This is a genomic window from Paenimyroides ceti (genome assembly GCF_030409925.1).
The window spans coordinates 2,576,194-2,598,659 of the sequence record NZ_JAUFQU010000001.1; the positions used below are offsets into that span (position 1 = coordinate 2,576,194).

General features: G+C 34.0%; 20 protein-coding genes, 1 tRNA gene and 1 CRISPR repeat array. Of the genes, 11 read left to right on the forward strand and 10 right to left on the reverse strand.

All coding sequences use genetic code 11. The features are described 5' to 3' along the window. Positions 1–4: 4 nt before the first annotated feature. Positions 5–721 carry a DUF4290 domain-containing protein gene (locus QW060_RS12835; RefSeq protein WP_290363884.1) on the reverse strand — a complete coding sequence of 239 codons (717 nt, stop codon included), beginning with the start codon at positions 719–721 and terminating at the stop codon, positions 5–7. A gap of 1 nt (position 722) precedes the next feature. Further along, positions 723–1,010 carry a DUF493 family protein gene (locus tag QW060_RS12840; protein ID WP_290363885.1) on the reverse strand — a complete coding sequence of 96 codons (288 nt, stop codon included), beginning with the start codon at positions 1,008–1,010 and terminating at the stop codon, positions 723–725. Positions 1,011–1,125: 115 nt separating this feature from the next. Between QW060_RS12840 and QW060_RS12845 the strand changes: the two genes are divergently transcribed. The 5 genes from QW060_RS12845 (at position 1,126) to QW060_RS12865 (ending at position 5,610) form a co-directional block, all read left to right on the forward strand. Next, entirely contained in the window at positions 1,126–1,659 is a 534-nt protein-coding gene (locus tag QW060_RS12845; protein ID WP_290364760.1) for an ATP-binding protein, read from the forward strand. 42 nt (positions 1,660–1,701) lie between these two features. After that, entirely contained in the window at positions 1,702–3,609 is a 1,908-nt protein-coding gene (locus tag QW060_RS12850) for a RecQ family ATP-dependent DNA helicase (protein WP_290363886.1), read from the forward strand. Beyond that, on the forward strand, positions 3,606–4,550 hold the full coding sequence (fmt, locus tag QW060_RS12855) for a methionyl-tRNA formyltransferase (protein WP_290363887.1): 945 nt from the start codon (positions 3,606–3,608) through the stop codon (positions 4,548–4,550). Before QW060_RS12850 ends, fmt begins: the two co-directional genes overlap by 4 nt. A gap of 143 nt (positions 4,551–4,693) precedes the next feature. Further along, complete coding sequence (locus QW060_RS12860) at positions 4,694–4,984, forward strand: HU family DNA-binding protein (protein ID WP_290363888.1); 291 nt, start codon at positions 4,694–4,696, stop codon at positions 4,982–4,984. A gap of 68 nt (positions 4,985–5,052) precedes the next feature. Then, a complete protein-coding gene (locus QW060_RS12865; RefSeq protein ID WP_290363889.1) occupies positions 5,053–5,610 on the forward strand; it encodes a YqgE/AlgH family protein in 558 nt (185 codons plus the stop codon). Here QW060_RS12865 and QW060_RS12870 read toward each other — a convergent pair. Both QW060_RS12870 and QW060_RS12875 read right to left on the reverse strand, forming a co-directional pair. Continuing rightward, a complete protein-coding gene (locus QW060_RS12870) occupies positions 5,607–6,449 on the reverse strand; it encodes an aminotransferase class IV (RefSeq protein ID WP_290363890.1) in 843 nt (280 codons plus the stop codon). The genes QW060_RS12865 and QW060_RS12870 overlap by 4 nt on opposite strands. Before the next feature lie 51 nt (positions 6,450–6,500). Further along, positions 6,501–6,887, reverse strand: coding sequence for an START-like domain-containing protein (locus QW060_RS12875; RefSeq protein WP_290363891.1), 387 nt, complete (start codon positions 6,885–6,887; stop codon positions 6,501–6,503). Between the two features lie 206 nt (positions 6,888–7,093). Here QW060_RS12875 and QW060_RS12880 point away from each other — a divergent pair. Further along, positions 7,094–7,167 (forward strand) — tRNA-Met (locus tag QW060_RS12880). 248 nt (positions 7,168–7,415) lie between these two features. On the opposite strand, the gene QW060_RS12885 is transcribed toward QW060_RS12880, so the two are convergent. Next, positions 7,416–8,462 (reverse strand): hypothetical protein, encoded by a 1,047-nt coding sequence (locus QW060_RS12885; protein ID WP_290363892.1) that lies wholly within the window; start codon positions 8,460–8,462, stop codon positions 7,416–7,418. Positions 8,463–8,929: 467 nt separating this feature from the next. Here QW060_RS12885 and QW060_RS12890 point away from each other — a divergent pair, with 467 nt between their 5' ends. From QW060_RS12890 to QW060_RS12900, 3 genes are all read left to right on the forward strand, one after another. Then, on the forward strand, positions 8,930–9,481 hold the full coding sequence (locus QW060_RS12890) for a type 1 glutamine amidotransferase domain-containing protein (RefSeq protein ID WP_290363893.1): 552 nt from the start codon (positions 8,930–8,932) through the stop codon (positions 9,479–9,481). A 106-nt stretch (positions 9,482–9,587) separates the two neighbouring features. After that, positions 9,588–10,562 carry a catalase family protein gene (locus QW060_RS12895; RefSeq protein WP_290363894.1) on the forward strand — a complete coding sequence of 325 codons (975 nt, stop codon included), beginning with the start codon at positions 9,588–9,590 and terminating at the stop codon, positions 10,560–10,562. A 199-nt stretch (positions 10,563–10,761) separates the two neighbouring features. After that, on the forward strand, positions 10,762–11,100 hold the full coding sequence (locus QW060_RS12900) for a hypothetical protein (protein ID WP_290363895.1): 339 nt from the start codon (positions 10,762–10,764) through the stop codon (positions 11,098–11,100). Between the two features lie 71 nt (positions 11,101–11,171). Here the strand turns inward: QW060_RS12900 and QW060_RS12905 are convergent, their stop codons facing one another. The 5 genes from QW060_RS12905 to QW060_RS12925 all read right to left on the reverse strand — a co-directional run bounded on the left by QW060_RS12905 (position 11,172) and on the right by QW060_RS12925 (position 20,710). Beyond that, entirely contained in the window at positions 11,172–13,181 is a 2,010-nt protein-coding gene (locus QW060_RS12905) for a BCCT family transporter (RefSeq protein ID WP_290363896.1), read from the reverse strand. A gap of 123 nt (positions 13,182–13,304) precedes the next feature. Further along, positions 13,305–13,914: direct repeats of the CRISPR family, unit length 50 nt; unit sequence GTTGTGAATTCCTTTCAAATTTTTGTAGATTTACAGTATAGAGTTACAAC. 106 nt (positions 13,915–14,020) lie between these two features. After that, positions 14,021–14,359: a CRISPR-associated endonuclease Cas2 gene (gene cas2 / locus QW060_RS12910; protein ID WP_290363897.1), complete on the reverse strand. Its 339-nt coding sequence runs from the start codon at positions 14,357–14,359 to the stop codon at positions 14,021–14,023. Beyond that, positions 14,356–15,243 (reverse strand): type II CRISPR-associated endonuclease Cas1, encoded by an 888-nt coding sequence (gene cas1 / locus QW060_RS12915; RefSeq protein WP_290363898.1) that lies wholly within the window; start codon positions 15,241–15,243, stop codon positions 14,356–14,358. Before cas1 ends, cas2 begins: the two co-directional genes overlap by 4 nt. 3 nt (positions 15,244–15,246) lie before the next feature. Next, positions 15,247–19,662, reverse strand: coding sequence for a type II CRISPR RNA-guided endonuclease Cas9 (cas9, locus tag QW060_RS12920; protein ID WP_290363899.1), 4,416 nt, complete (start codon positions 19,660–19,662; stop codon positions 15,247–15,249). 301 nt (positions 19,663–19,963) lie between these two features. Then, on the reverse strand, positions 19,964–20,710 hold the full coding sequence (locus QW060_RS12925; RefSeq protein ID WP_290363900.1) for a hypothetical protein: 747 nt from the start codon (positions 20,708–20,710) through the stop codon (positions 19,964–19,966). 261 nt (positions 20,711–20,971) lie between these two features. Between QW060_RS12925 and QW060_RS12930 the strand changes: the two genes are divergently transcribed. Both QW060_RS12930 and QW060_RS12935 read left to right on the forward strand, forming a co-directional pair. Further along, entirely contained in the window at positions 20,972–21,802 is an 831-nt protein-coding gene (locus QW060_RS12930; protein ID WP_290363901.1) for a hypothetical protein, read from the forward strand. 169 nt (positions 21,803–21,971) lie between these two features. Continuing rightward, positions 21,972–22,379, forward strand: a complete 408-nt coding sequence (locus QW060_RS12935) for a hypothetical protein (RefSeq protein ID WP_290363902.1) — start codon at positions 21,972–21,974, stop codon at positions 22,377–22,379. Positions 22,380–22,466: the final 87 nt, after the last annotated feature.

Genomic DNA, 22,466 nt, shown 5'->3' on the forward strand with positions numbered 1-22,466 from the left:
AAACTTAAGATTTTCTGTTATTATTTTTATTTTGGTTATTTTTTGTAAAACGTTTTTGTCCCTGATTATTGTTGTTGTTATTTCCCTGATTGTTGTAATGAGCCTTGTTTGACTGTTTTTTATTTACCCGCATCAGATCAGAAGTATTAGACAGTTCTTCATCTTTCTTCAGAAGATTGATTTTTCCATGTGACATTTCAAGTAAATGTTCAAAAATCACTTCGTCTTTAACCGTTTCTTTATTCCAACTCAGGTAACTTTTCTTCATGTGATTGGCAATAACCATGATCAGTGCGTCTTTAAGTTCGCTCTCTTCCCATTTAATTGCTTCTTCTATCATAAATCCGATATTATTTCCATAAAAACGATATTTAGGAAAATTTTGAGGATAATCAATTTTAATGGGTTGTATCTGAGCAGAAGCTGCATCAGGTATCGGATAGGGAGAATCTACATCTAAATCAAAATCGGCCATGCGAAATAACTGATCCCACAGCTTATGCTGAAAATCAGGCACGTCCCTCAAATGCGGATTCATATTCCCCATAATTTTTATGACGTAATTTGCAGCCTTATTAAGTTCCTCTTTATCTTTGATTTCCTTTACTGCATCAATCAGTTTATGCAAATGTCTTCCGTATTCAGGAATGATAAGATCCTTTCTTGCCGCATTATATTCTAATTCTTTTACCGCTTCTGTCGGATTAAAATTCTTATTCATTTTAGAAAGAAATTATGCCATTAATCGTAGATACTTCTAAATACTTTTTAATAATAGCATCTGAACTCTCCATCACTACATTTATTGAAACACTGATATAATTTCCGTTTTTAGAAGAAGTCGTTTTAATAACTGCTCCCATTCCGTCAAAAACTTTTTGAATCTCATTAACCTGCTCACCTCCAGACGGAACTATAAATTTATAGAGATATTCCAAAGGCCATTTATCAGTTGTATTTTCAAGTTCCTGCTTTAATCTTTTATAAAATTCTTCTGTCTTCTGATCCATAAAACTTATTTAATAGATACAAATATACGTTAGAAAAATCATTTTTATGAGGTAATTAATAAATCAATTTTTTAGTATGCATAAAATACTTATTTTTGCACCTTTATTAGTAAAAGTGGATAAAAAAATTGTTTTACTCATAGGGGGTCCCGGATCAGGAAAAACGACGGTTTTAAACGGTTTGGAAAAACTTGGATATACCTGTTACCCTGAAATTTCAAGAGAAGTTACAGCAGAAGCTCAAAAATCAGGAATCGATCAACTCTTTCTCAAAGAACCTTTACTTTTTAGTGAATTGCTGCTAAAAGGTCGTATCAAACAATTCAAAAATGCTCTGACTGAAAACGATGAGATTGTATTTATTGACAGAGGAATTCCTGATGTTGTTGCTTACCTGCATTATATTGGAAATGATTATCCTGAATTGTTTTCAGCAGCAGGAAAAGAACATACCTATTCCAAAATATTTATTTTACCACCCTGGGAAGAAATTTATATAAGCGATAACGAACGTTATGAAAGTTTTGAACAGGCGCAAATCATCCATACGCATTTAGTAGAAACCTATAAAAGTTATGGTTATGACCTTATTGAGGTTCCCAAAGCTGATTTAGACACCAGAATTAACTTCATTCTTAGTAATCTTTAATAATTCCCGATATTTCACTACTTTTAAATAAAAAATTTAAAGTTGTCAGAAGCAGCACATATTCTTCGCAAATATTGGAATTATGAAAACTTCAGATCGCCTCAGGAGGAAATCATAGAGTCGGTTGTGGAAGGAAAAGACACCTTTGCCCTGCTCCCAACAGGAGCTGGAAAAAGCATCTGCTTTCAGGTACCTGCTATGATGTCTGAAGGAATATGTCTGGTAATATCTCCTCTGATCGCCCTCATTCAGGATCAGGTAGAAAGCCTTAAGAATAAAAACATCAAAGCAACTTCCCTTGCAGGTCAACTTAAACAAGAAGAGATATCCGATATTTTGGACAATTGCCTGTATGGCAATTACAAATTTTTATACCTCTCTCCGGAACGGCTTAAACAGGAATGGATTTTTGAAAGGATTCTGTCCTTACCAATCCATCTTATTGCAATTGATGAGGCTCATTGTATCTCACAATGGGGACACGATTTTCGCCCGGCATATCTCGAAATAAACAAACTGAAAGATTATTTTTTTAATACGCCATTTATTGCTCTTACTGCATCAGCAAACAAACGTGTACAGGAAGATATCATACAACAACTAAAACTCAATAATCCGGCTGTCTTTAAAAAGAGTTTTGAAAGAAAAGAAATTGTATATAGTGTCTACATAGCGGATGACACGGAAAATCTGATGCACCGTATTGTACAGAAACATCCGGAATCAGCAATTATTTATGTACGTAACAGACGCAAAACTTTTCAGGTGGCTCAGAACCTGATCAGTTACGGCATTCAGGCTGATTTTTTTCACGGAGGACTCAATTTTAAAGAAAAAAAAGAAAAACTGCAACGCTGGCTCAACAATGAAAATCAGGTTATGGTGGCTACCAATGCTTTTGGAATGGGAATTGATAAACCCGATGTAAAAAATGTCATACATATTCAGATTCCTGAAAATATAGATAGTTACTATCAGGAAGCAGGAAGGGCAGGAAGAAACGGTTCCCGATCATTTGCTACAATTTTACTAAAATCCCAAGATATTGAAAAAGCAAAAGAGCTGTTTTACAATTCACTTCTTGATAAAGCATTTCTTTTAAAAGTTTATAAAAATTTTGTCAATTACCACCAAATCGCTTACGGAGAAGGATATGCAGAGGTCTTTCACTTCAATTTCAACGACTTTTGTCTTAAATATCAACTGCCTCAAAACAAAACTTTTCAGGCATTTCAGTTTCTTGACAGACAGGCTATCATTCATCTCCAAACGGAATTCTCTTATATCAGTACAATACATTTTCTTATTTCCAATGAAGCCATACTCGATTATTTCAAAAATGAGCCTAGAGAAAGCCGTATTTTTTTAAACATCATCCATCACTATAAAGGTACTGACGAAATAGAAACTAAAATAGATCTTCAAAAAATTGCTGCAAGTGAAAATATATCTCCTGACAAGTTACTGGAAATTATTCATAAATGGCAAAATAAAGGGTTTTGTACTTTCAATAACAGCAATAGTGACACTACCGTACAATTTAATGAAATTAGAGAAGATGCCATCACCATCAACCGTTCTATCAGCTATCTGAAACAGCAAAATCAGATAAAAACACAGCAGTTTGAAGCCATGCTGAATTATATAACGGATACAGAAACCTGTAAAAACCAACTCATTCTGAAATACTTTGACGAATTTGTATCCGAAACCTGTGGTCAATGTTCGACTTGCAGAAACAAATTACAACAAAAAGAAATCAGCAAAAATCCATTGATAATAAAAAACAAAATACTTTATCTCACACAATCCAAACCTCTTGACCTTGAAGAACTGGCACAGCAGCTATCGCTGGAATCAGCTTTTCTTATTGGCTTTATCAGAGAACTGCTGGAAGAGGATAAATTAGAAGTACAACATCATAAATACATAGCAAGACAGATACAATGAAAAAATTACGCATCCTATTTATGGGAACTCCGGACTTTGCCGTAGGAATTCTCGATACCATTTTAAAAAATAATTTTGAAATAGTTGGTGTTATTACAGCACCTGATAAACCGGCAGGACGCGGGCAAAAACTTTCTCAGTCTGCTGTTAAAACCTATGCTTTGCAACACCAACTCCCTATTTTACAACCTGTAAACTTAAAGGCTCCTGAATTTTTAGAAGAACTCCGTTCTCTTAATGCCAATCTTCAGATTGTGGTGGCTTTCCGTATGCTGCCGGAATTGGTATGGAAAATGCCGGAACTGGGTACCTTTAATCTGCACGCTTCCCTCTTACCTGATTACAGAGGAGCAGCTCCCATCAACTGGGCCATTATGAATGGTGAAACAAAAACAGGTGTTTCAACATTTTTCATCGATGAAAAAATAGATACCGGAGCTGTTATCCTCAGAAAAGAAATTGCTATTACTCCAGATGAAACAGCAGGAACTCTACATGATAAGCTGATGCATTTAGGAAGCGAAGCCGTAATAGAAACATTGCATTTAATAGAAAACAATAAAGTAACAACTGAAATACAGCCCGAACAGGAAACAAAAACAGCCTATAAGCTGAATAAGGATAACTGTAAGATCAATTGGGAGCTGGATGGCAGTGCCATATACAATCACATCAGAGGATTGCACCCTTATCCTGCCGCATGGACCTATTTTAATGACGGAGCACACCAATGGAATGTAAAAATATTCGATGTTATCTATACGAAAGAAAAACATAACCATGCCCCAGGTTCCATTATTACAGAAAAGAAGAAGCTGAAGATCGCTACAAAAGATGGCTTTATAGAAATTCTCAGTTTACAATTTCCCGGAAAAAAACGAATGGCAACGGCAGATCTGCTAAACGGTATCTCGTTATCAGACAAGGCATTCTGTAATTAGAAAGCAAATTTGGAAAACCAAAAGTTGTTTTTTTGAAAAAAACAACTTTTTCCTCATTTTTTCTTCCAATTTACTTGTTTTATTGGATTTAACTTTTAAATTTGTAATAGTTAAAAGATTAACCTTTATTTAAAAAAATTATTATGAACAAAACAGACTTAATCGACGCAATCGCAGAAGATGCTGGAATCACTAAAGCATCTGCAAAAAAAGCATTAGAATCTTTTTTAACAAATGTAGCAGGTACATTAAAAAAAGGAGATAAAGTATCATTAGTAGGATTTGGTTCTTGGTCAGTAAGCCAAAGAGCTGCAAGAGATGGTAGAAATCCACAAACTGGAAAGACAATCAAAATTGCTGCTAAAAATGTAGTTAAATTTAAAGCGGGTGCTGAATTGGATGGTTCAGTAAACACGCCAGCTAAAAAGAAATAATTTAGCTTAAAAAATATTTAAAAACCGTTCTTTACGAACGGTTTTTTTATTATTTTTAATAAAAAACTATGAATGTAACTCCTCACAAAGGAAACCTTCTCATTGCCGCACCCAACGCTTTAAACGATGCTGATTTCAGCCGAAGCGTAGTATTACTAACCGAACACTCAGAAAAAGGGTCTGTAGGTTTTATTCTCAACAAACCTTCAGATCTTACAATCAGTGATATACTGCCGGAGATCACGAAAGATTTCCCAATTTATCTCGGAGGTCCTGTAGAAAATGAAAATCTGTATTTTATTCATAATATCCCTCATATCATTAAGAACAGTATTGAAATATCTGATGGTATTTTCTGGGGTGGTGATTTTAATATACTCGTTGATCTATTAAAAAATGATGAAATAAATAAAACAAACATCAAGTTTTTCTTAGGATATAGCGGATGGGAAGCTGACCAATTAGAAGAAGAAATAGACATTGATTTTTGGGTAGTATCTGAAAACAGCGAGAAACTCCCATTGTTTCATATAGCAGGTGCCACAATATGGAAAGACTTATTGATGAATTTAGGTGAAAAATATGTTATCTGGGCAAATGCCCCTGAAGATCCAATTATGAATTAATCCAAACGTATTTTTGCATTTAGTTTCACCAATAACTGATCTGCGACTGTACGGGTAAATTCTTTTTTGCGATATTTTGTTACAGACTGAATGCCAATAATAGTATTGGTAAGAAATATTTCTTCTGCTTTTTGTAATTCGAACGGAGAAACAGAACGTTCTTCAATTGTTAAGTCCGTAGATTTTCTGATCAATTCAATTATTTGTTTACGCATGATACCATTTAAACAGCCATCTGCAATTGGTGGCGTTGAAATGGTATTTCCGTTTACAATAAAGACATTCGCATTTGTCGCTTCTATGATGTTTTTTTCATCATTGATAAGCAAACAGTTATCATAGCCGTTTTCCTCAGCAAAAATAGCAGCCGTAATGCTTACCAGCTTATTTGTTGTTTTTAAAGTAGACAACAGGTGTTTCGTAACATAGAAATCTTTAAAAAGTTCTACCTCATACGGCTGAGGATTATTGACATAAACCGTTTCATGATGCGCCTGAGCCGTAATCAGAAAAGAAATTGTTCTGTCTTTAGGCAGGTATAAACCGTCGCCCGCTCTGTAACAGGTGATTCTTACGCGGTAGGCAGGACTTTTTTCAGATAACGCTTGTAATAAGTTGAGAATTTGCTCTTCCAGATATTCCATAGTAAAATTCATTGGAATTTCCATTCTTACAATACGCATAGAAGCCATCAATCTAAAATAATGATCTTCTAAAAATAAAACTTTATCATCTAAGACCTTACATGTCTCGAAAACGGCATCACCGTATAAAAAAGCTCTGTTATGCTCTAATTGTTCTGAAGTGGACGCTGTAAGCTCTCCGTTAAAATTTACCATAAAAAAAATGCTCTGTCGTAAAACAGAGCAAATATAAAGGTTTTTAAAATTCTAAACAGAACCTATTACTTTTTTTAAATCCGTAATTTGATTTTCCCACAACAATTTCTGATCTTCGATTTCATCTTCTTCTGCAAAATCTGTTACTAAAAGTGTTACTCCTTTAGTAAGTTCATCTCTTACGATTTTAATCTCAAAGAAATAATCGGTATCGCTGTCGTCTTCATCCAGCCAACGGAATTTTATTTTTTCATCTGTCTTTTTAGTCGCTAATTTTGCTTTCTCTTCAGAATCACCCCATATAAAGGTATAGAATTCACCTCTTGAGTTTACATTATCTGCAAACCACTCCGATAAGCCTGAAGGAGTGGCGATGTATTGATAAAGCAATTGAGGAGAAGAATTAATTGCAAACTCCAGTTCAAACTTTACTTTCATAGTTAATTTTTTTGGAAATATAGAAAAAAATAGTCACTAAAAAAAACTTATTAAAATAATTTTCTTTATGCAACATAGCCCATTCATTTACAATAACTTAAAATACAACCCCATGTTTTTTTTATTTTTATTCATAATTTCCTCGAAAAACACTTGTTTGGTATGATTAAATATACATATATTTGCACTCGAAAAATCAACAATACGGCGAGGTAGCTCAGTTGGTTAGAGCGCAGGATTCATAACCCTGAGGTCACGGGTTCAACTCCCGTCTTCGCTACTAAACAGGACAAATGAAATATATTTTCGTTTGTCCTGTTCTTTTTTTGGCTAACGCATCAGAAGTGTTGACAGAATTTACAAACTCAAAGTTGTATTAAAAATTTATTTCTCTAAAGTTTCCATCAGCACTTCATTTCCATCTAACTGATAATGAGTCGTGATAGAGAGCATTCACTAATAAAAAACAGGCTTTTTAACGGGCAATAAAAAAGCGGGCAAAATGCCCGCCTTTAACGATCGTACTTCCTATGGAAGTGTAAGAATATGATTTTCTATTTGTTGAAAATTACTGGTAGTAATCAGGTTACCCGGATTAACGTTAAATACAGGGTTACCTCCTGTTATTACAGTAGAAATAATTTCATATCTATATTGTCCGTTCTGCTCGCCAACAAAAATTATATGTGCATTTATACCGTCCGGTATAGCCGGTTGTGGGGTTCCAAACATATTGAATGCTGCATCAAAAGAGTACAAATGCATCAGTGCATTTTTTTCATTCTCAAATGCAACATACACACTGGAATTCGATTGGTTAAAACCAGCTGGTATCTTAATACTCATATTTGTTTTAGGTCTTGGATCACTGTAGAATTTATCGCAGTTATACCAACCAAAAGTGCTTGAATTATTTATAAGTATATTGTAAACTGTTCCCTCTTGAAATACAGGGGATCCGTTAGCAAAAGAAACATCTGAAACAGCTGCATTATTCCACCAAAAAGAACCATCCGGATCAGTAATACCATTCCACAAAAGCATTCCGTTAGGATTTGCCTGAGAATTATTAGTTGCTATATTAACCTGTATAGGTTGGTTCAATGTTACCTGAGTGCCGTTTGCATCTCTAATCATCAGATAAAATTCTCCACCCGAAACTAAAAGTTCTCTCTCTCCAGTCTGTGGATTAAAACCCATTGTCGGCTTGTTTAATGAAACCATTTTTTCAATAGTAAATAATTCCACATAATCTACATAAATATATCCGTCAATCAGACCTCCGTCTTCATAAGTAAGAGCGTTGGGCGGAATTACAATGCTTGATGTAGTTTGTCCTTTGAGCATGTCTCCCGAAATTGTTAGTCCTTTCTGAGATGAATAACGGTACATTCCGCCTAAATTCATCTTGTCAAAGGCTTCTTTTCGCAAGCGTTCTAATTCTTTCGTTGGTTTAGAAGCAAAATTTTGAGTTTGTTCGTTGCTGGTTGCACCGGTTTGGTTGTAATCATTTGCATCGTTTTCACATGAGAAAAAAAATGCGGCAACTGCTACAGTTAATAGAAGTTTTTTCATAAAAATACATAGTTTTGTGTTAATAGATCTAAAATAATATATAAATTTTACAAAAAAACATTGTTTTTATAATTTGTTTTTACTATTTTATAGAATAAAAATCATGCCAGCACTAAAAAGATTGTAAATCCTGTGACCGGGTAGGAATAATGACGTCAAATTCATTCCGTTTTCTAAGCTAAAACCGATACCCATTACCTTTTATTAGGGATGTTTCAGAAGTATTGATCCAATTTATAAAGCTTATGAAACCAAGTTCCAAATCTTTCAAAAAATTGTTTCAAAATTTGTTCGGATTCACCACAGATAAAGTGTAAGGTTGAAATCAATTGTCACACTTTTTTATTCCCTTCAAGCTGGAGCCATACATAACTCATACTATATCAGGTTTAACAGCGTAGCTCTCTTTATTTTAAATTCTGCATTTTTTTTCTTAACTTGTAGTAAATCTTTAAAAACCCAAAGCTATGAACACATTAAAAGGAAAGAAAATTGCAATACTTACAGAGGATGGTTTTGAAGAAGTAGAACTTACCAGTCCGCGGGAAGCTCTTATAAATGCGGGAGCCGAAGTATTTATTGTATCACCAAAAAGCAATCATGTTAAGGCAAAATCAGGAGATGACTGGTCAAAGGAGTACAAAGTTGATATTCCACTTTCAGAAGCAGGTGTATCAGAATTTGATGCATTGGTATTACCGGGAGGTGTTATCAATCCTGATAAATTGCGAACAAATAAGGAAGCAGTAAAGTTTATACAGACTTTTTTTAAAGACAACAAACCTGTTGCTGCTATCTGTCATGGACCGCAATTGCTAATCAATGCAGATACCATACGCAATAAAAAAATAACTTCAGTAAAGGCTATTGAAGTCGATTTGAAAAACGCCGGAGCTGTCTGGGAAGACAAAGAGGTTGTTGTAGACGGTAATTTGGTTACAAGCAGAACCCCTGATGATTTACCGGCTTTTAACCAGTCAACCATTGAGTTGATTGCCCAAAGCAAACACAACTCATAATATACGAAACCGTATTACGGGATTAATAAAAACGCAGGTCATTTTCCTGCGTTTTTATTTGACACAATAAATCTTTGAAAATTTAACCACAAACAGCCTGACAACAATGCGAGCAAGATTACGTTACAACTCTGAATACGACGCATTACATCCCAAAGAAAAAAAATTATTGGAAAAATTGACTGTTTCAATACGGGAATTTGTATTAAAGTCTCCTACAATTAGTAAGGTATTTTATAAAACACGTGATGCACATGCAACAACGTACAATGTGTTAGAAGGTAAATTCATGCTGCATGAAAACAGTGAACACCTTTCAATATTTCCAGAGAAAATCATGGACGTAACCCTGAGAATTTCCAATGCCCACCTGAAAATTGTGAAAGGAAAGTGGATTCCGGCGTATGGCTTTTCTTTAAAGCTCAAACATGACGCACAAACAGTTGCTAATTTTCCGCTTGTCAATTTCCCGCTCTTCCCTTTTAACAATGTTACTAAATTTTTACGTCTGTTTACAGCAATTAATCAATATTATACCGGAAACTTTTTCAAAAAAATAAGCAACGGCTTACATCTCATCTGGAATAGTACGGGGATGTTCCCAGAAATTCTCCATCCTTCTTTTATAAAAAATGCTGTACGGTTTATAAAGAGTAGAAATAATTTCATCCTATCTTTTTCATACCATTCTATAGGTGTTTACCGTTTTGGCAATCATCTGGTAAAACTAAAACTCGTTCCGGAAATGGCTTCCCAACCTTACTCCCAAACATCACCAGACGTATCTGTCGAAGAATATATGGCGCAGAATAGATTCTTTAAAGCTGAACTTTTTGCACAGTATGCTTATGATCTTAAGAATCAGCCCGTCAATCAACTCCATCGGGAATGGAAAGACACTCCATATGTTTCCATCGGATTATTGCACTTCGATTCAATCGCAAATAAAAAAGATCTAAAACAGGAACTTTTATCTTTTAATCCGTTTGAAAATATTGATGCCTTACAACCGGTAGGAAAAATACAGCAGTTAAGAAAAAGAGCATACGAAGCTTCCTTTAAAGCCAGATCGGAACCTTAATTCCAATTCCAAAAAAGACCGTGATTTAAACAGTTCTCTTTACAGATTGGGTCACATAATAACCATGTGGTTAATTTTAAAAATAAAAGAATAAAACGCTTTTTAGAAACATTTCAATCACTTAATACATCCTGCCGTTTTTATATTAAAAAATATTTTATTAACTTACAGTATATTAACCATATAAATTATGTGCATTATGAAAAAATTAATTATTATGAGCATTATTGCTTTTAGTTCCCTGACAACTTTTGCAGGAAATGGAGATAAAGCAATCGAACAATCGAAAATGGAGAAAATTGCATTGGAGATCAATCCGCATGAAGAAGTACTCCGAAATTACCACGTAACCATTTTTGCTCAGGGCTATAACAGTCAGTTTGGCGAACATTATATTATCATTCTATATGATGAGACAGGTTGTATGACCTTATTGGATATAAAAAATAAAGTACAGCAATATCAACAGTCAAGACCGAACGACACCATAACTTTTAAAGTAGAAAGAGTTGCCGGTTCGTGCTCTGTTCCTCTCTAAACATGAGATTTTACAGATATCAGAAAGCGGGTTTATAACCCGCTTTTTATTTATATATAAGAACCATGTCTTTATTTTTTTTGATTATAGTTACTACTCACAAACATTTCATTCTGCTGGTCGGAAATAATTTCTATAAAGCGTTCATAGTGTTTTAAAACATCACTTATCAATTCATTTTTTGTAAAATACTGAACATCATATCCCTCTCTGGAATCTCCGAAATATGCTTTCGGATAAAAAGTTTTACTGTGATCGAGATCCGGTAAATTCTCTTCCTGTATCATAAATTCAGATACGGTCTTAGGCTGATTTTTTACACCATAAATGAAATTATTAATCACGTCATGCTTTATTTCAATTTCTGTTTTTACGGGTTGTTCTGCAGTATTTATTCTGGCTTCAATACCATTTTTTTCAAATTCCTGACACAACTCTTCAAAAGCTTCTTTTACAGTCGTTTTTAGATAGGCATCTACTGTCTTACTATCTTTAAACGATACAATCTTTTTTAACCGTTCCTGCCAGAATTCACCAGACCATGGAACTGTAGCTACTGAAAAATTGCGGTCATAATATTTTTGATCAATGGTAAGACCTTTCATCAGACTGACACAAAACAACAGCATGATCAAAGCAAACGGAAGCGCTGTGATTAAGGTCATGGTCTGTAATGCCTGCAAACCACCGGCATTGAGCAATAATAAAGCCAGTACAGCCAGCAAAACTCCCCAGAATATCATCTGCCATTTAGGCGAATTTTCAGCATTTTTTGTCGCTATACCGTTCATGACCAATATTCCGGAATCAGCAGATGTTACAAAAAATATGATGATAATGGCAATTACTACAAAGCTTATCGTTTCTGTCAATGGTAAATATTCTAAAAACTGAAACATAAGCTGGTCTGCATTGTCTGCTAACGCGCTGAGCATACCTCCTGCCTCATTCGCATCAAACCAGATGGCACTGTTGCCAAAAACTGACATCCAGATAAAATTAAAAAGTGCGGGAATGATGAGTACAGCTGCAATAAACTCTTTGATCGTACGTCCTTTTGAGATTCTTGCAATAAACAAGCCTACATACGGTGACCAAGAAATCCACCATGCCCAGTATAGAATTGTCCAGTTGTAAAACCAGGGTAAGGTATCACTCTCATAAATATGCGTATTAAAAGTCAATTCAAAAAAATTACTGAGATAATTTCCCAATCCTTCTGTAAAACTGCTGATTAAAAAAACCGTTGGTCCAAAGAATAGAACAAAAAGCAGTAATAATACTACACTGATAATATTGATTTTACTGAGTAGTTTCACACCTTTATTGACGCCTGAAGTTGCAGAAAGAATCGCCAGTGATGTGAGCACCGCAACAATAACCAATTGATTAGAGAATCCTCCTTCTGACACTATATGGAGCGTTTCTAATCCTGAATTGATTTGCACAACTCCAAATCCCAACGTGGTTGTAATCCCAAAAAAAGTACTGCACAAGGCAAAAACGTCTACTGCATCTCCCCACTTGCCATTTATTCTGTCTTTTAGCAACGGATAAAAACAGCTTCTGAGTGAGAGTGGTAATTTATAACGATAAGCAAAATAAGCGAGGGCCAATCCTACCACTCCATATATGGCCCATGCATGAATACCCCAATGAAAAAAGGTATATAATTGAGCTCCTTTGGCCTGATTAACAAAATCATTTTCTCCAAAAACGGAACTCGAATAATGAGAAATGGGTTCTGCTACACTAAAAAACATCAATCCGATTCCCATACCTGCAGCAAAAAGCATGGACAACCAGGAAAAGAAAGAATATTCGGGTTTGCTGTCATTTGAGCCAAGTCTTATACTGCCAAACTTACTAAACATGAGGTATAGGAGAAAAAGCACAAATAAGGTTACTGCCCATACATATATCCAGTTAAGATTTACAAAAAGGAATTCTTTTACTGTATTTAATAAAGTATTGGTAACATCCGGGAACAATATAGTACCGACGCATACTCCGATGATAAAGATCAGACTGGGTATGGTGATGTGTTTATTAAGAGTAGTTGGGGTAGAAATGCTTTTCATTGTCGGTGTATTATAATTAGTATCAATAACGCATAAGCGTTAAAAAACAAACGAAGTTACGAATTAATTATAAAGTGATGGCTGTCTGATAATTGATACTCCCATCATAGTTAGAATCTATGGATTGTGAATTCCTTTCAAATTTTTGTAGATTTACAGTATAGAGTTACAACTTTTGTCATTTATTTTTGGTAAAGGCTGCCGTTGTGAATTCCTTTCAAATTTTTGTAGATTTACAGTATAGAGTTACAACTAAAGTGGATATCTGACCCTATGGGAAGAAGTTGTGAATTCCTTTCAAATTTTTGTAGATTTACAGTATAGAGTTACAACAAAGAGGACCAAAAAAGAGCTGAAAAGCGTGTTGTGAATTCCTTTCAAATTTTTGTAGATTTACAGTATAGAGTTACAACGTTATTAAAATATTTACCGTTTAAATATCTGTTGTGAATTCCTTTCAAATTTTTGTAGATTTACAGTATAGAGTTACAACTGCATGATCCAACTAAATCTACTGAAATCGGTTGTGAATTCCTTTCAAATTTTTGTAGATTTACAGTATAGAGTTACAACTTCAGATGAACTATGTAGATATTGTTCTCTGTTGTGAATTCCTTTCAAATTTTTGTAGATTTACAGTATAGAGTTACAACGGAAGGACTCTGTATTAAAACGTGATTATAGTTGTGAATTCCTTTCAAATTTTTGTAGATTTACAGTATAGAGTTACAACCTCTATTAATGTCCCGAGTAATAAGGGATATTCAAAAAAATCTATAAATAAAAAATGTAAAAAATGCCTGATACTAATTATAGTATCGGGCATTTTTTTATTTCTATCAAAAAAGTTCTAATTGTTGTGGCATACTGGGTAAATCTGCTTCTTTTTTTGAAAAAAAGAGTTCCATTTGTCCGAATTGCTTATCCGTCACACATAGTATCCCTACTTTTCCTTCAGCAGGCAATCTTTTTTTAACTCTTTTGATGTGGACCTCAGCATTTTCTTTACTTGGACAATGCCGCAGATAAATAGAAAACTGAAACATATTAAAACCATCATCTAACAAGAACTTCCGGAAATTAGTTGCATAACTTCGCTGCTTCTTTGTTTCTGTCGGTAAATCAAAAAACACCAAAACCCACATAATTCTATAAGCATTATATCTACTAAAACTCATAACATAGGATAATGCACTATTCTGGTTTCTCCCATAAAACATTTACACAAAGAGCTGGTAGTAATACTTAAAGCGGTCATTAAAGGACGTTGCAATCCATTGATGTAAACATCCTGTGTAGCTAATCGTAGTAAATGTTTTTTTGCTTCCTTATCCAAAATAAGAGATGCAGGTGATTTATCCATCCAATTAACGACTAAAGCATCTACATAAGGGCGGTAGGGTTCCATAATATCATCCGCCAAACAATAGGCATTGTATTTATTTCTATGAAAAATACCAATTGTAGGATGCAGCCCACTACTTACCAATGCTCTGGCAACCATACTCCTCAAAACAGCATAGCCGAAATTTAAAAAATTATTTGGAGCATCACCTTTTCTTTCTCTTGTAAAATCCTCAAACAATTGTTTCCAATAATATTGTGCAGCAATGCCTTCCATGTTTGTAGTATCACCGGATTTAACAGCATTCATATAGTCAACCATAATATTATAAGGCAAATTTAACTTTCGTAGCAACTCTTTCTGTTGAAAAATTTTTGCTTCTACTGTTTGTTTCCACAGTTGTTTACGCAACGGCTCTGAGCAATTGATCTGGTGCTTTAAGCGCTCACTATGTTCTACATGCCCTGTAAGTGGCAACATTAAACCTAAGGGCAAATGGGAATCATCACAACTGATTATGGCTACATTTTGTTGCTGTAATGACAAAATAACCGGATGAGACAATGTAATCTGTGCATGATCTAAAATTAAAAAACCCATATCTTCAACGGCAACAGATCCTTTTATTTCTTTTGTTACCGGATCTTCAATTTTTAACTGCTGGTCTTTAAGCTTTAAATAAGCAGGATTACCAATATAGATACTCCGTTTTAACATATATTATACTGTTGCGATATTTCCTAAACGATCAATCTTGAGTTTATCACAAACATCTGCAATTTTCATTCTATCTTCAGTCATTGTAACTTGAAGCTTATTTTGGCTTTCCAATTCTCCCATTTTAGTTTTCGCATCATATTGCTTTATTAGATAAGCAATATCTTGACGAACAAAGTAACATTCAGAACCCGAAGTTTTTTCAACTTTATAAATTCTTTTAACTTGTTCTTTGTTTAAATCATTAAAATTAAAAATCCTCTCTGTAAATTCGCCTTCTTCAGGCACATAGACTAAATCATTTGGTGACAAATGAAATAATAATTTATACCCCTTTTTGTTTTCTAATGGCACTGGGTTTAATCCTTGTTTTTGTCTTTCAATAACCTCATTAAAAGGAATCGTTTCGTAGCTTCTTTTTCCATTTTTATCTTGATATACGGCAAAAAACAAATTGGTTCCTTTGGCTGCTTCTACATATTTATCCTTTTTGTTTCCGGATTGTCCAACCGGAAACCTTCCTGTCCCTTTTTCAAATACCCTTACTTTAAAAATTGGCTGATGAAATACTCCATCATTTAATTCAATAATGTTTCTATTCATCTCTTCGATAGCTTCAGGCGTGAATGCTAAAATTTCGGAAGGAATTATTTTTCCTTTTTCATCCAAAATACCTTTATATTTTTCTAAATGTGCTAAAAGTATTTTTTGTGTACCTCTATCTGTTATTGAACTTCTAATTTTTTTCTCATCAAAACTTATATCCAATGGTTTTCTGATTGCAGTTAATATCTCTTTCCCACCAACTTTCACCCATGGTAAATTCACTTTTGCATAAACAAATTCTTTATGCATCGGTTTTCTTATCGCCCAGTTTGTTCCGGTCTGCTCTACTCTTTCTTTTACTTTTGCACCGTCTTTCTCTACATATTTTTCATAGTAGTTGGTCGCTTTATTGATAACACGCAAATTCTGTTTAAAACTCACAATTATTGTTTCCAAACGACTCTTAGCATCAATTGTAAAAGTTCCCCAAGGTTTCAGAAACTGTTTTGGAACTTCCCGCTCTATTTTTTCGCCAGTATGCGGATTTTTGTAGACTACTTTTTCAAACTTCATCAGTTTCTTTTTCAAATCATATCGTTTCGTATCTGATTTAGCAGATTGATTGTTCAATAAATTGACATGGTCTTTTGTAGCACAAGCGATCACCAAAGCATCTAAGGCATGATGTCTGTGATCTATCCTTTTCTTTGAAAATCCTTTTGAAAATTCTACCGGAACAGTTGGTAAAAATTTCTGATAATTTTCATTCCAGGCAGTAAAATCTGTAGAATTAGTCAGTTGATTCATTCGTTCAAAACGTGGTAAGATTAAATCATTCCAAACATCATTTAGTCCCCAGTCTTGTTTTAAGGTATTTGTTATCTTTCCGTTCCCTGGCACTATATTTTTAGAGTTTACGCCATCATCTGTTCCGTCTTCTGTTCTTACTATGTTGGAAAGAACACCAGAAATATATTTACTGATATAGCGAGTATCATTCATCTGCCGCTCAATCATCTTTTCAGGAATATCTTCCAAAAGCAGTTTATTTCTTTTACTTCGGTTGTTAGCATAATGTTTCTTTACAAAATCTTCGTAAGCATCCTGTTTTAAAATGGAAACTGATTTTCCGTTTCCACACTCCACAATACTACCGCCCAGTTTTTTAATAAACTCTAAACCTATACAATTATCTTTCAATTTATTCACAGCAGATTCACAAATCACTTTATTACTAAAACTATCATCAAAATAACGGCTTTGCGGAATAATATGCTCAATTTCATATGCCGGCGTAAATAACTTATTTAATGGTATTATCTGTCCTGTATAGGGTGATTTGTATTTCTGCTCCAGCCAGAGTTTGTATCTTTTTAAATCGGATGGAGACGGTTGGGCTGTCTTGCTGATTTTAAGAATATCATCTTCAATTTCGATATCAGAATTTAAAACACCATCTTCATAGATTTTCAAAATCTCTTGCTGCATAGGCGAAAAAGGGCGAACGTTTTCAACAGAACTATCAGCCATCATCTCGGCTAATAATGCCTTGATGCGGAGATTTGTATTCTCGTTTTCAGAAATCTGGTTGGTAATTTTCTTCCGATCCTTAGCAGGAAGTTTCATTTCTCTACCCAGTTCAATATGAATTTCATTAAAGAAATCTTTTGCACCCTTTCCATATTTCACCCAGATATCTTTTACCACACGAAGTGTTTCTGTAATTACCTGCTCTACAATTGGGTTGCGAAGCGAATGTTGTTTAAATTCTTTTAGAAACTCTTCCAGATCGTCAGCGGAGTTCCATTTGCCCAACATTGCTGCTTCTGAATGTCTTCCATAAAGAATATACTGAGCAATGTGCAATCTTAGTCCTTGAAAAGATTCTATTTCCGCATTTTGAAAAATCTCTAACTCTTCTCGTAACTTATTGTTTATTGATTTGTTCCAATTTTGGCGATCATCATCAGAAATATTTTCATCTTTTTGTTTGAGAACACCCAATAAATATTCAATATTTTTAAAATAAATATTACTATATTTTAGAATTTCATCGTCATCCCAATATTTCCCTAACCTCATCAATGGCAACAATTTCTTAATAGCTTTTTCGGAAAAAGCACCGTATTCACTTTTAAAAGGAGGAAACTTTTTGAAAGCTTCGAAGAAAGAGCTTTCATCCAGATTATTTTTCTCAGCAAAAGATTTCAATGCCTTTTCATATTCAAATTTATCATTTACAGAATAGATGATATGCCAGATTTTCTGCTCCATTTCCCTTGTCAGGAAATCATTAGGCACATTTTCAACCTTATCCAATTTCGATGAAATCATTGTCTTCGTCTCGTTACATGGATATTTTTTGTCTACATAATTCCATCTGTATTTTTCAATTTCAGCGGTGAGTAATTTCTCTCTAAAATTTTTCTGTTCTAAAAGAAATTTAAGCAATACTTTTTGGTCAACTTCTTTTTTATTGTTTAAAAATTCAAACAGACTTTCAAAATCGGCTTTGCTATTCAAAAACTCCTTCGTAACATTCGTATCATCCTCTTTTTTGTAAATATTCAGGTTATACATCCATTGCCAGATACGGAATTCCTGATAATATGGATTGGATTTTGGAATAGCTTTCAGGTATTGCGTATGCTCTGTTCCATTTTCATCTTTATATTTTCTAAACTCCAGAGTACAGTTGGAAATGGATGATTTCTGGCTCCTTAATGGTCGCTGATAAAAAATAATGTCCTCCATAAAAAGATGTACAAAATCTTTTTTACTCAATGTCAGTTGATGAGCTTCATTATTTTTATAGAGTTCGCGAATGCAATCGCTGTATACATCATCTTGTCTCAGTTCCGGATGAAACTCCATTTGTTTTTCCAGAATTTGTTTCAGCTCCGCTTTATAAAATTTCCGCTCAATGGTACGAACCAGCTTTCCTTTGATTTTTTGTTTTGGATTTTGAAGAAAGGTTTCGTAGATATAAGTTCCGACAGTTTTATCGGAGTTATCTATTTCCTGTTCGGTCTTTGTTTTTATTGCAATCCAATCTTTTTCAGAATCCACAGTTTTAAAGGTTCTCTTTGTATCACCATTTTTTAGAATAGATTCTGTAACGATGAACTCTTTTGTACGTCCTATCCAATCTTCAGTTTTTACAATCTGTTTTTCATATTTCCATCCATTTTCAAAATATACATCATAAAGAATCCTTCCTTTAACATTTTCTCCAGAATCTACAACTCTGTCTACTTTCAGTCTGACAAACACTTTATCTTTCTCTTCTTCAAAATCTTCTCCACGCAATTGATAATACCCACGCTTCTGATTAAAATTCAAAAGAATCCATGCCAGTTCTTCTTTTTCTATTTTTTGAGAAAGTGCCTTTTTGCGCAGGTAATAAATAGTCCAGTCGTAAGGAATTTTTTTGTTATTTTCTAATAGTTGTGGCTGATGAGTTTTAAAATCCAAAATCATTTCTTCAAAAGATTTTTTGAAAATAAAGCCATCATTGTTATAAGCTAATTTAGGTTCCGTTTCTTCTTTAAACTTTCCAAACTTCTTAGTAAAATCAATTTGTGAAGCATAATGCTCAGGCAGAAAATCTAAAACATTCAAAACCCGGTGAAGTCTTTCCCTTCGCAACAGAAACCGCTCACGCAATCTCCTTACACCTCTGTATTTGGTACGTTCAGCAGTTTGGGAAACGGAATTTCCTTTTCCAAAATCCCCTAAAATATCCTGACTCATCGGAATGATCCTACTTCCCATTCCAAGGATTTCTCCCTGTTTATTTTCAAAGTCCTGCTTTATCAAAGCCCATCCTATAGAATTGGTGCCTAAGTCTAATCCAAGTATATTTTTAGTCATATTTATGCTTTTGATGGGAAATATAGGAATTTTTTTTTGTTAAATTTTACGGGTTTCAGTAATGCTGTTCTAAATTTTGTAATTATATTTGTCATGAAAGGAATTCACAATAAGGATTATTCCGTTGTGAAAACATTTAGCGCCTCGACTATCTTCGGGGCTTTTTTATTGCTGATAACCCCGATTAAGTATATACAAATTGAAGATATAAGTTGGAGATAATGAATTACTTCACAATCCGTCAATTGTATTTTGGTCTTAAAAAAATAAAGTAAATTCTTTGAAAAATAAATAAGAGGTTTTATAAAAACTTCTTTTTTATCTTATTAAAACCTTCTCTGTATCCCGCCATAATGCTTTTAAACAAATCAGCATTAGAAGGTGGCGTTAATACAATAGCATGTGCCCCGCTGTTGATTACCGATTCAATATTTACTAATGTTTTTCCTCCTGTGGCAATCATAGCATGGTTTGGATAGTGTGTCGTAATATGTTCGATAATAGCTCCTGTATTTGCACCTCCTGTAATATGAAAAATATCAACCCCTGCCTTGATGCGTTCCTCAAAATCAAAGTCCAGCGTAGAAATGCTCGAAACGATAGGAATACGAATGGCCTCCCGTATTTTAATAAGATCTCTGTTTTTAAACGGCTGGTTGACAATTACGGCTGCAGCTCCGAGTTTTTCAGCTTCTATCGCCATATCAAGCGCTACTTTGCCCTGGGTAAGACCTCCACCGATTCCACAGATAACGGGTTTTTCAGAGAAATCAATCAGTGCCTTCATTATTTTAGCTGAAGGAGGAAAAGGATATACTGCCAGAACGGCATCACAATCATTATTTTCAATCAGAGCAAGATCGGTAGAAAATAAAATAGACTTTACAGCGGTCTCTTTAAAGGAAACTCCACAACAAACTTTTCGGATGGTTTCCGGAGTACTCAATTTTTTTTTACTCTTGTCTTTTCGAAAAAACAAACGCTTAAAAAAATTTTCCCTTGGATCATTTTCTTCCCAAAACGATATTTTATTATGGTCAATCTCCATGGCTTTTTATTTTAAGATAATACAAATTTCTAAAAAAATCGAAAAACGATTACCTTACTTCTTACCTGTTTGCCAAAGAATGTAACCAAAACAAAAAAATATGCAATGAAATCCCCCTAAAGACCAAGATAAGAATATCACACCTAACAACACCTATTAGAAATCATATTTCAATAAATTAACTCCTAAAACAATCTTAATTTACAATTTTATATTTATTTTTACAAATAATTAAAATCAACAACTAATACCTTCTACTCAATGAAAAAAAGAATACTATTGCTGTATCTGTTCTTTGGAACTATATTATCACTCACCCTTAGCAGTTGTAATAGCAATGATGACGGGCAAGCTACTGTGGAGGAAAAACCTCGTTTTTTAGTAGATAAGATCTATAATTATGACCACGAGTTGATGGCGGACTATTTTTACAACTCCAATAATCAACTGATGAAACGAAGTACTTATGATCCTCAAAATTATCCCGGACAAAAAATTCAGGATTACGAATTTGAATATGAAAACAACAGGATAAGTCTCATTAAGAGTATCAACTATACCCATCCGCAATTCAGTCATGATATTAAAATCATCTATGATGCTCAGGGGAGAATAACCGCTGACGAAACCTATCAATATGGAAATCGTATCAACAGAAGGGATTATAAATATTACGATAACGGAAAAATAATGAGCATTGTATTTTTGAATGATATAGAAAACTATTTTATGGATTATCAAAATACAGACAATATCATGCAGGTAAAATTATTGATGAAGGGTGGTGATGAAATTGCAAATACAGAATACAGAGAGATATATCGCAATTTTGTATATGATAATCATCCTAAACCTTACTTTGGAACAGCAAGTGTGTTTCAGTTTGAACCTATGCCGGGATATGGAGAAGAAGCTTTACTCGAAAAGAATCTGTCAAAAAACAACCTCATCGAATTTGTAAACGGATCAAAATGGATCCATACCTATAATGAAAACGGATATCCTGAAACGATAGAAGTAAAATGGAAAGACGTAGAAACGGAAAAACCGATTATGTATAGAATTATCTACCGAGAAATAACAACCGATTGATATCATACGTAAGAAGCTACCTCTACAAAAAATGTAGAGGTATTTTTTTCGCTTTTATTACATTTTTTACTTTTCTCATAACAATTTTCCGCACGATTGCCGCAGAACGCCTGTAATCTGACTTATTCAATAGCATTTTTGCATTCTTATTTAATCAAGATTTGTAAAAATGACTATAAAAATGATCACTACAGCCAGTATACTACTTTTATGTTCTTTAGCAATTACGGCACAGGAAAAAGAAACAAGCACTCACACTAAATTATCATTAGACTTTTATGATGGAACTGTCGCAACCGGATATGTAGATCAGGGTGCTTTTTTAAATTTTACAGGACCGAATCTGAATTACACTTTTCACGATTCAAAAATACTTCTTGGAATGCTTCCTTCTTTACGTTTTAAACAAGACCGCTCTGAAATCAAAAATGCTTTGGTAACCCCTACTTTAGGAATCGGATTAACCTATGCTTACAAAAAATTAGTAGTCCAAATTCCTTTTTACTACAACCCTAAAACCACAGTTACCAATGGGAACTGGAAAATGGGAGCTGGAATCGGATTTCGCTTTCGGTAGTATCTCTCCATTTTTAAGTTAAAATTATCTTCTCGTATTTTCTTGCATTTCGTTTATTTAGTAAATTGCAGTTAAATTGTTTCAGAA

What these genes read in the sequence shown, in the direction of transcription:
- QW060_RS12875 (WP_290363891.1), bottom strand. Translation starts at nt 6,887, where the DNA reads ATGAAAGTAAAGTTTGAACTGGAGTTTGCAATTAATTCTTCTCCTCAA.
- QW060_RS12905 (WP_290363896.1), bottom strand. Translation starts at nt 13,181, where the DNA reads ATGAAAAGCATTTCTACCCCAACTACTCTTAATAAACACATCACCATA.
- QW060_RS12840 (WP_290363885.1), bottom strand. Translation starts at nt 1,010, where the DNA reads ATGGATCAGAAGACAGAAGAATTTTATAAAAGATTAAAGCAGGAACTT.
- QW060_RS12925 (WP_290363900.1), bottom strand. Translation starts at nt 20,710, where the DNA reads ATGGAGATTGACCATAATAAAATATCGTTTTGGGAAGAAAATGATCCA.
- QW060_RS12890 (WP_290363893.1), top strand. Translation starts at nt 8,930, where the DNA reads ATGAACACATTAAAAGGAAAGAAAATTGCAATACTTACAGAGGATGGT.
- cas2 (WP_290363897.1), bottom strand. Translation starts at nt 14,359, where the DNA reads ATGAGTTTTAGTAGATATAATGCTTATAGAATTATGTGGGTTTTGGTG.
- fmt (WP_290363887.1), top strand. Translation starts at nt 3,606, where the DNA reads ATGAAAAAATTACGCATCCTATTTATGGGAACTCCGGACTTTGCCGTA.
- QW060_RS12865 (WP_290363889.1), top strand. Translation starts at nt 5,053, where the DNA reads ATGAATGTAACTCCTCACAAAGGAAACCTTCTCATTGCCGCACCCAAC.
- cas1 (WP_290363898.1), bottom strand. Translation starts at nt 15,243, where the DNA reads ATGTTAAAACGGAGTATCTATATTGGTAATCCTGCTTATTTAAAGCTT.
- QW060_RS12860 (WP_290363888.1), top strand. Translation starts at nt 4,694, where the DNA reads ATGAACAAAACAGACTTAATCGACGCAATCGCAGAAGATGCTGGAATC.
- cas9 (WP_290363899.1), bottom strand. Translation starts at nt 19,662, where the DNA reads ATGACTAAAAATATACTTGGATTAGACTTAGGCACCAATTCTATAGGA.
- QW060_RS12930 (WP_290363901.1), top strand. Translation starts at nt 20,972, where the DNA reads ATGAAAAAAAGAATACTATTGCTGTATCTGTTCTTTGGAACTATATTA.
- QW060_RS12835 (WP_290363884.1), bottom strand. Translation starts at nt 721, where the DNA reads ATGAATAAGAATTTTAATCCGACAGAAGCGGTAAAAGAATTAGAATAT.
- QW060_RS12895 (WP_290363894.1), top strand. Translation starts at nt 9,588, where the DNA reads ATGCGAGCAAGATTACGTTACAACTCTGAATACGACGCATTACATCCC.
- QW060_RS12870 (WP_290363890.1), bottom strand. Translation starts at nt 6,449, where the DNA reads ATGGTAAATTTTAACGGAGAGCTTACAGCGTCCACTTCAGAACAATTA.
- QW060_RS12885 (WP_290363892.1), bottom strand. Translation starts at nt 8,462, where the DNA reads ATGAAAAAACTTCTATTAACTGTAGCAGTTGCCGCATTTTTTTTCTCA.
- QW060_RS12900 (WP_290363895.1), top strand. Translation starts at nt 10,762, where the DNA reads ATGAAAAAATTAATTATTATGAGCATTATTGCTTTTAGTTCCCTGACA.
- QW060_RS12935 (WP_290363902.1), top strand. Translation starts at nt 21,972, where the DNA reads ATGACTATAAAAATGATCACTACAGCCAGTATACTACTTTTATGTTCT.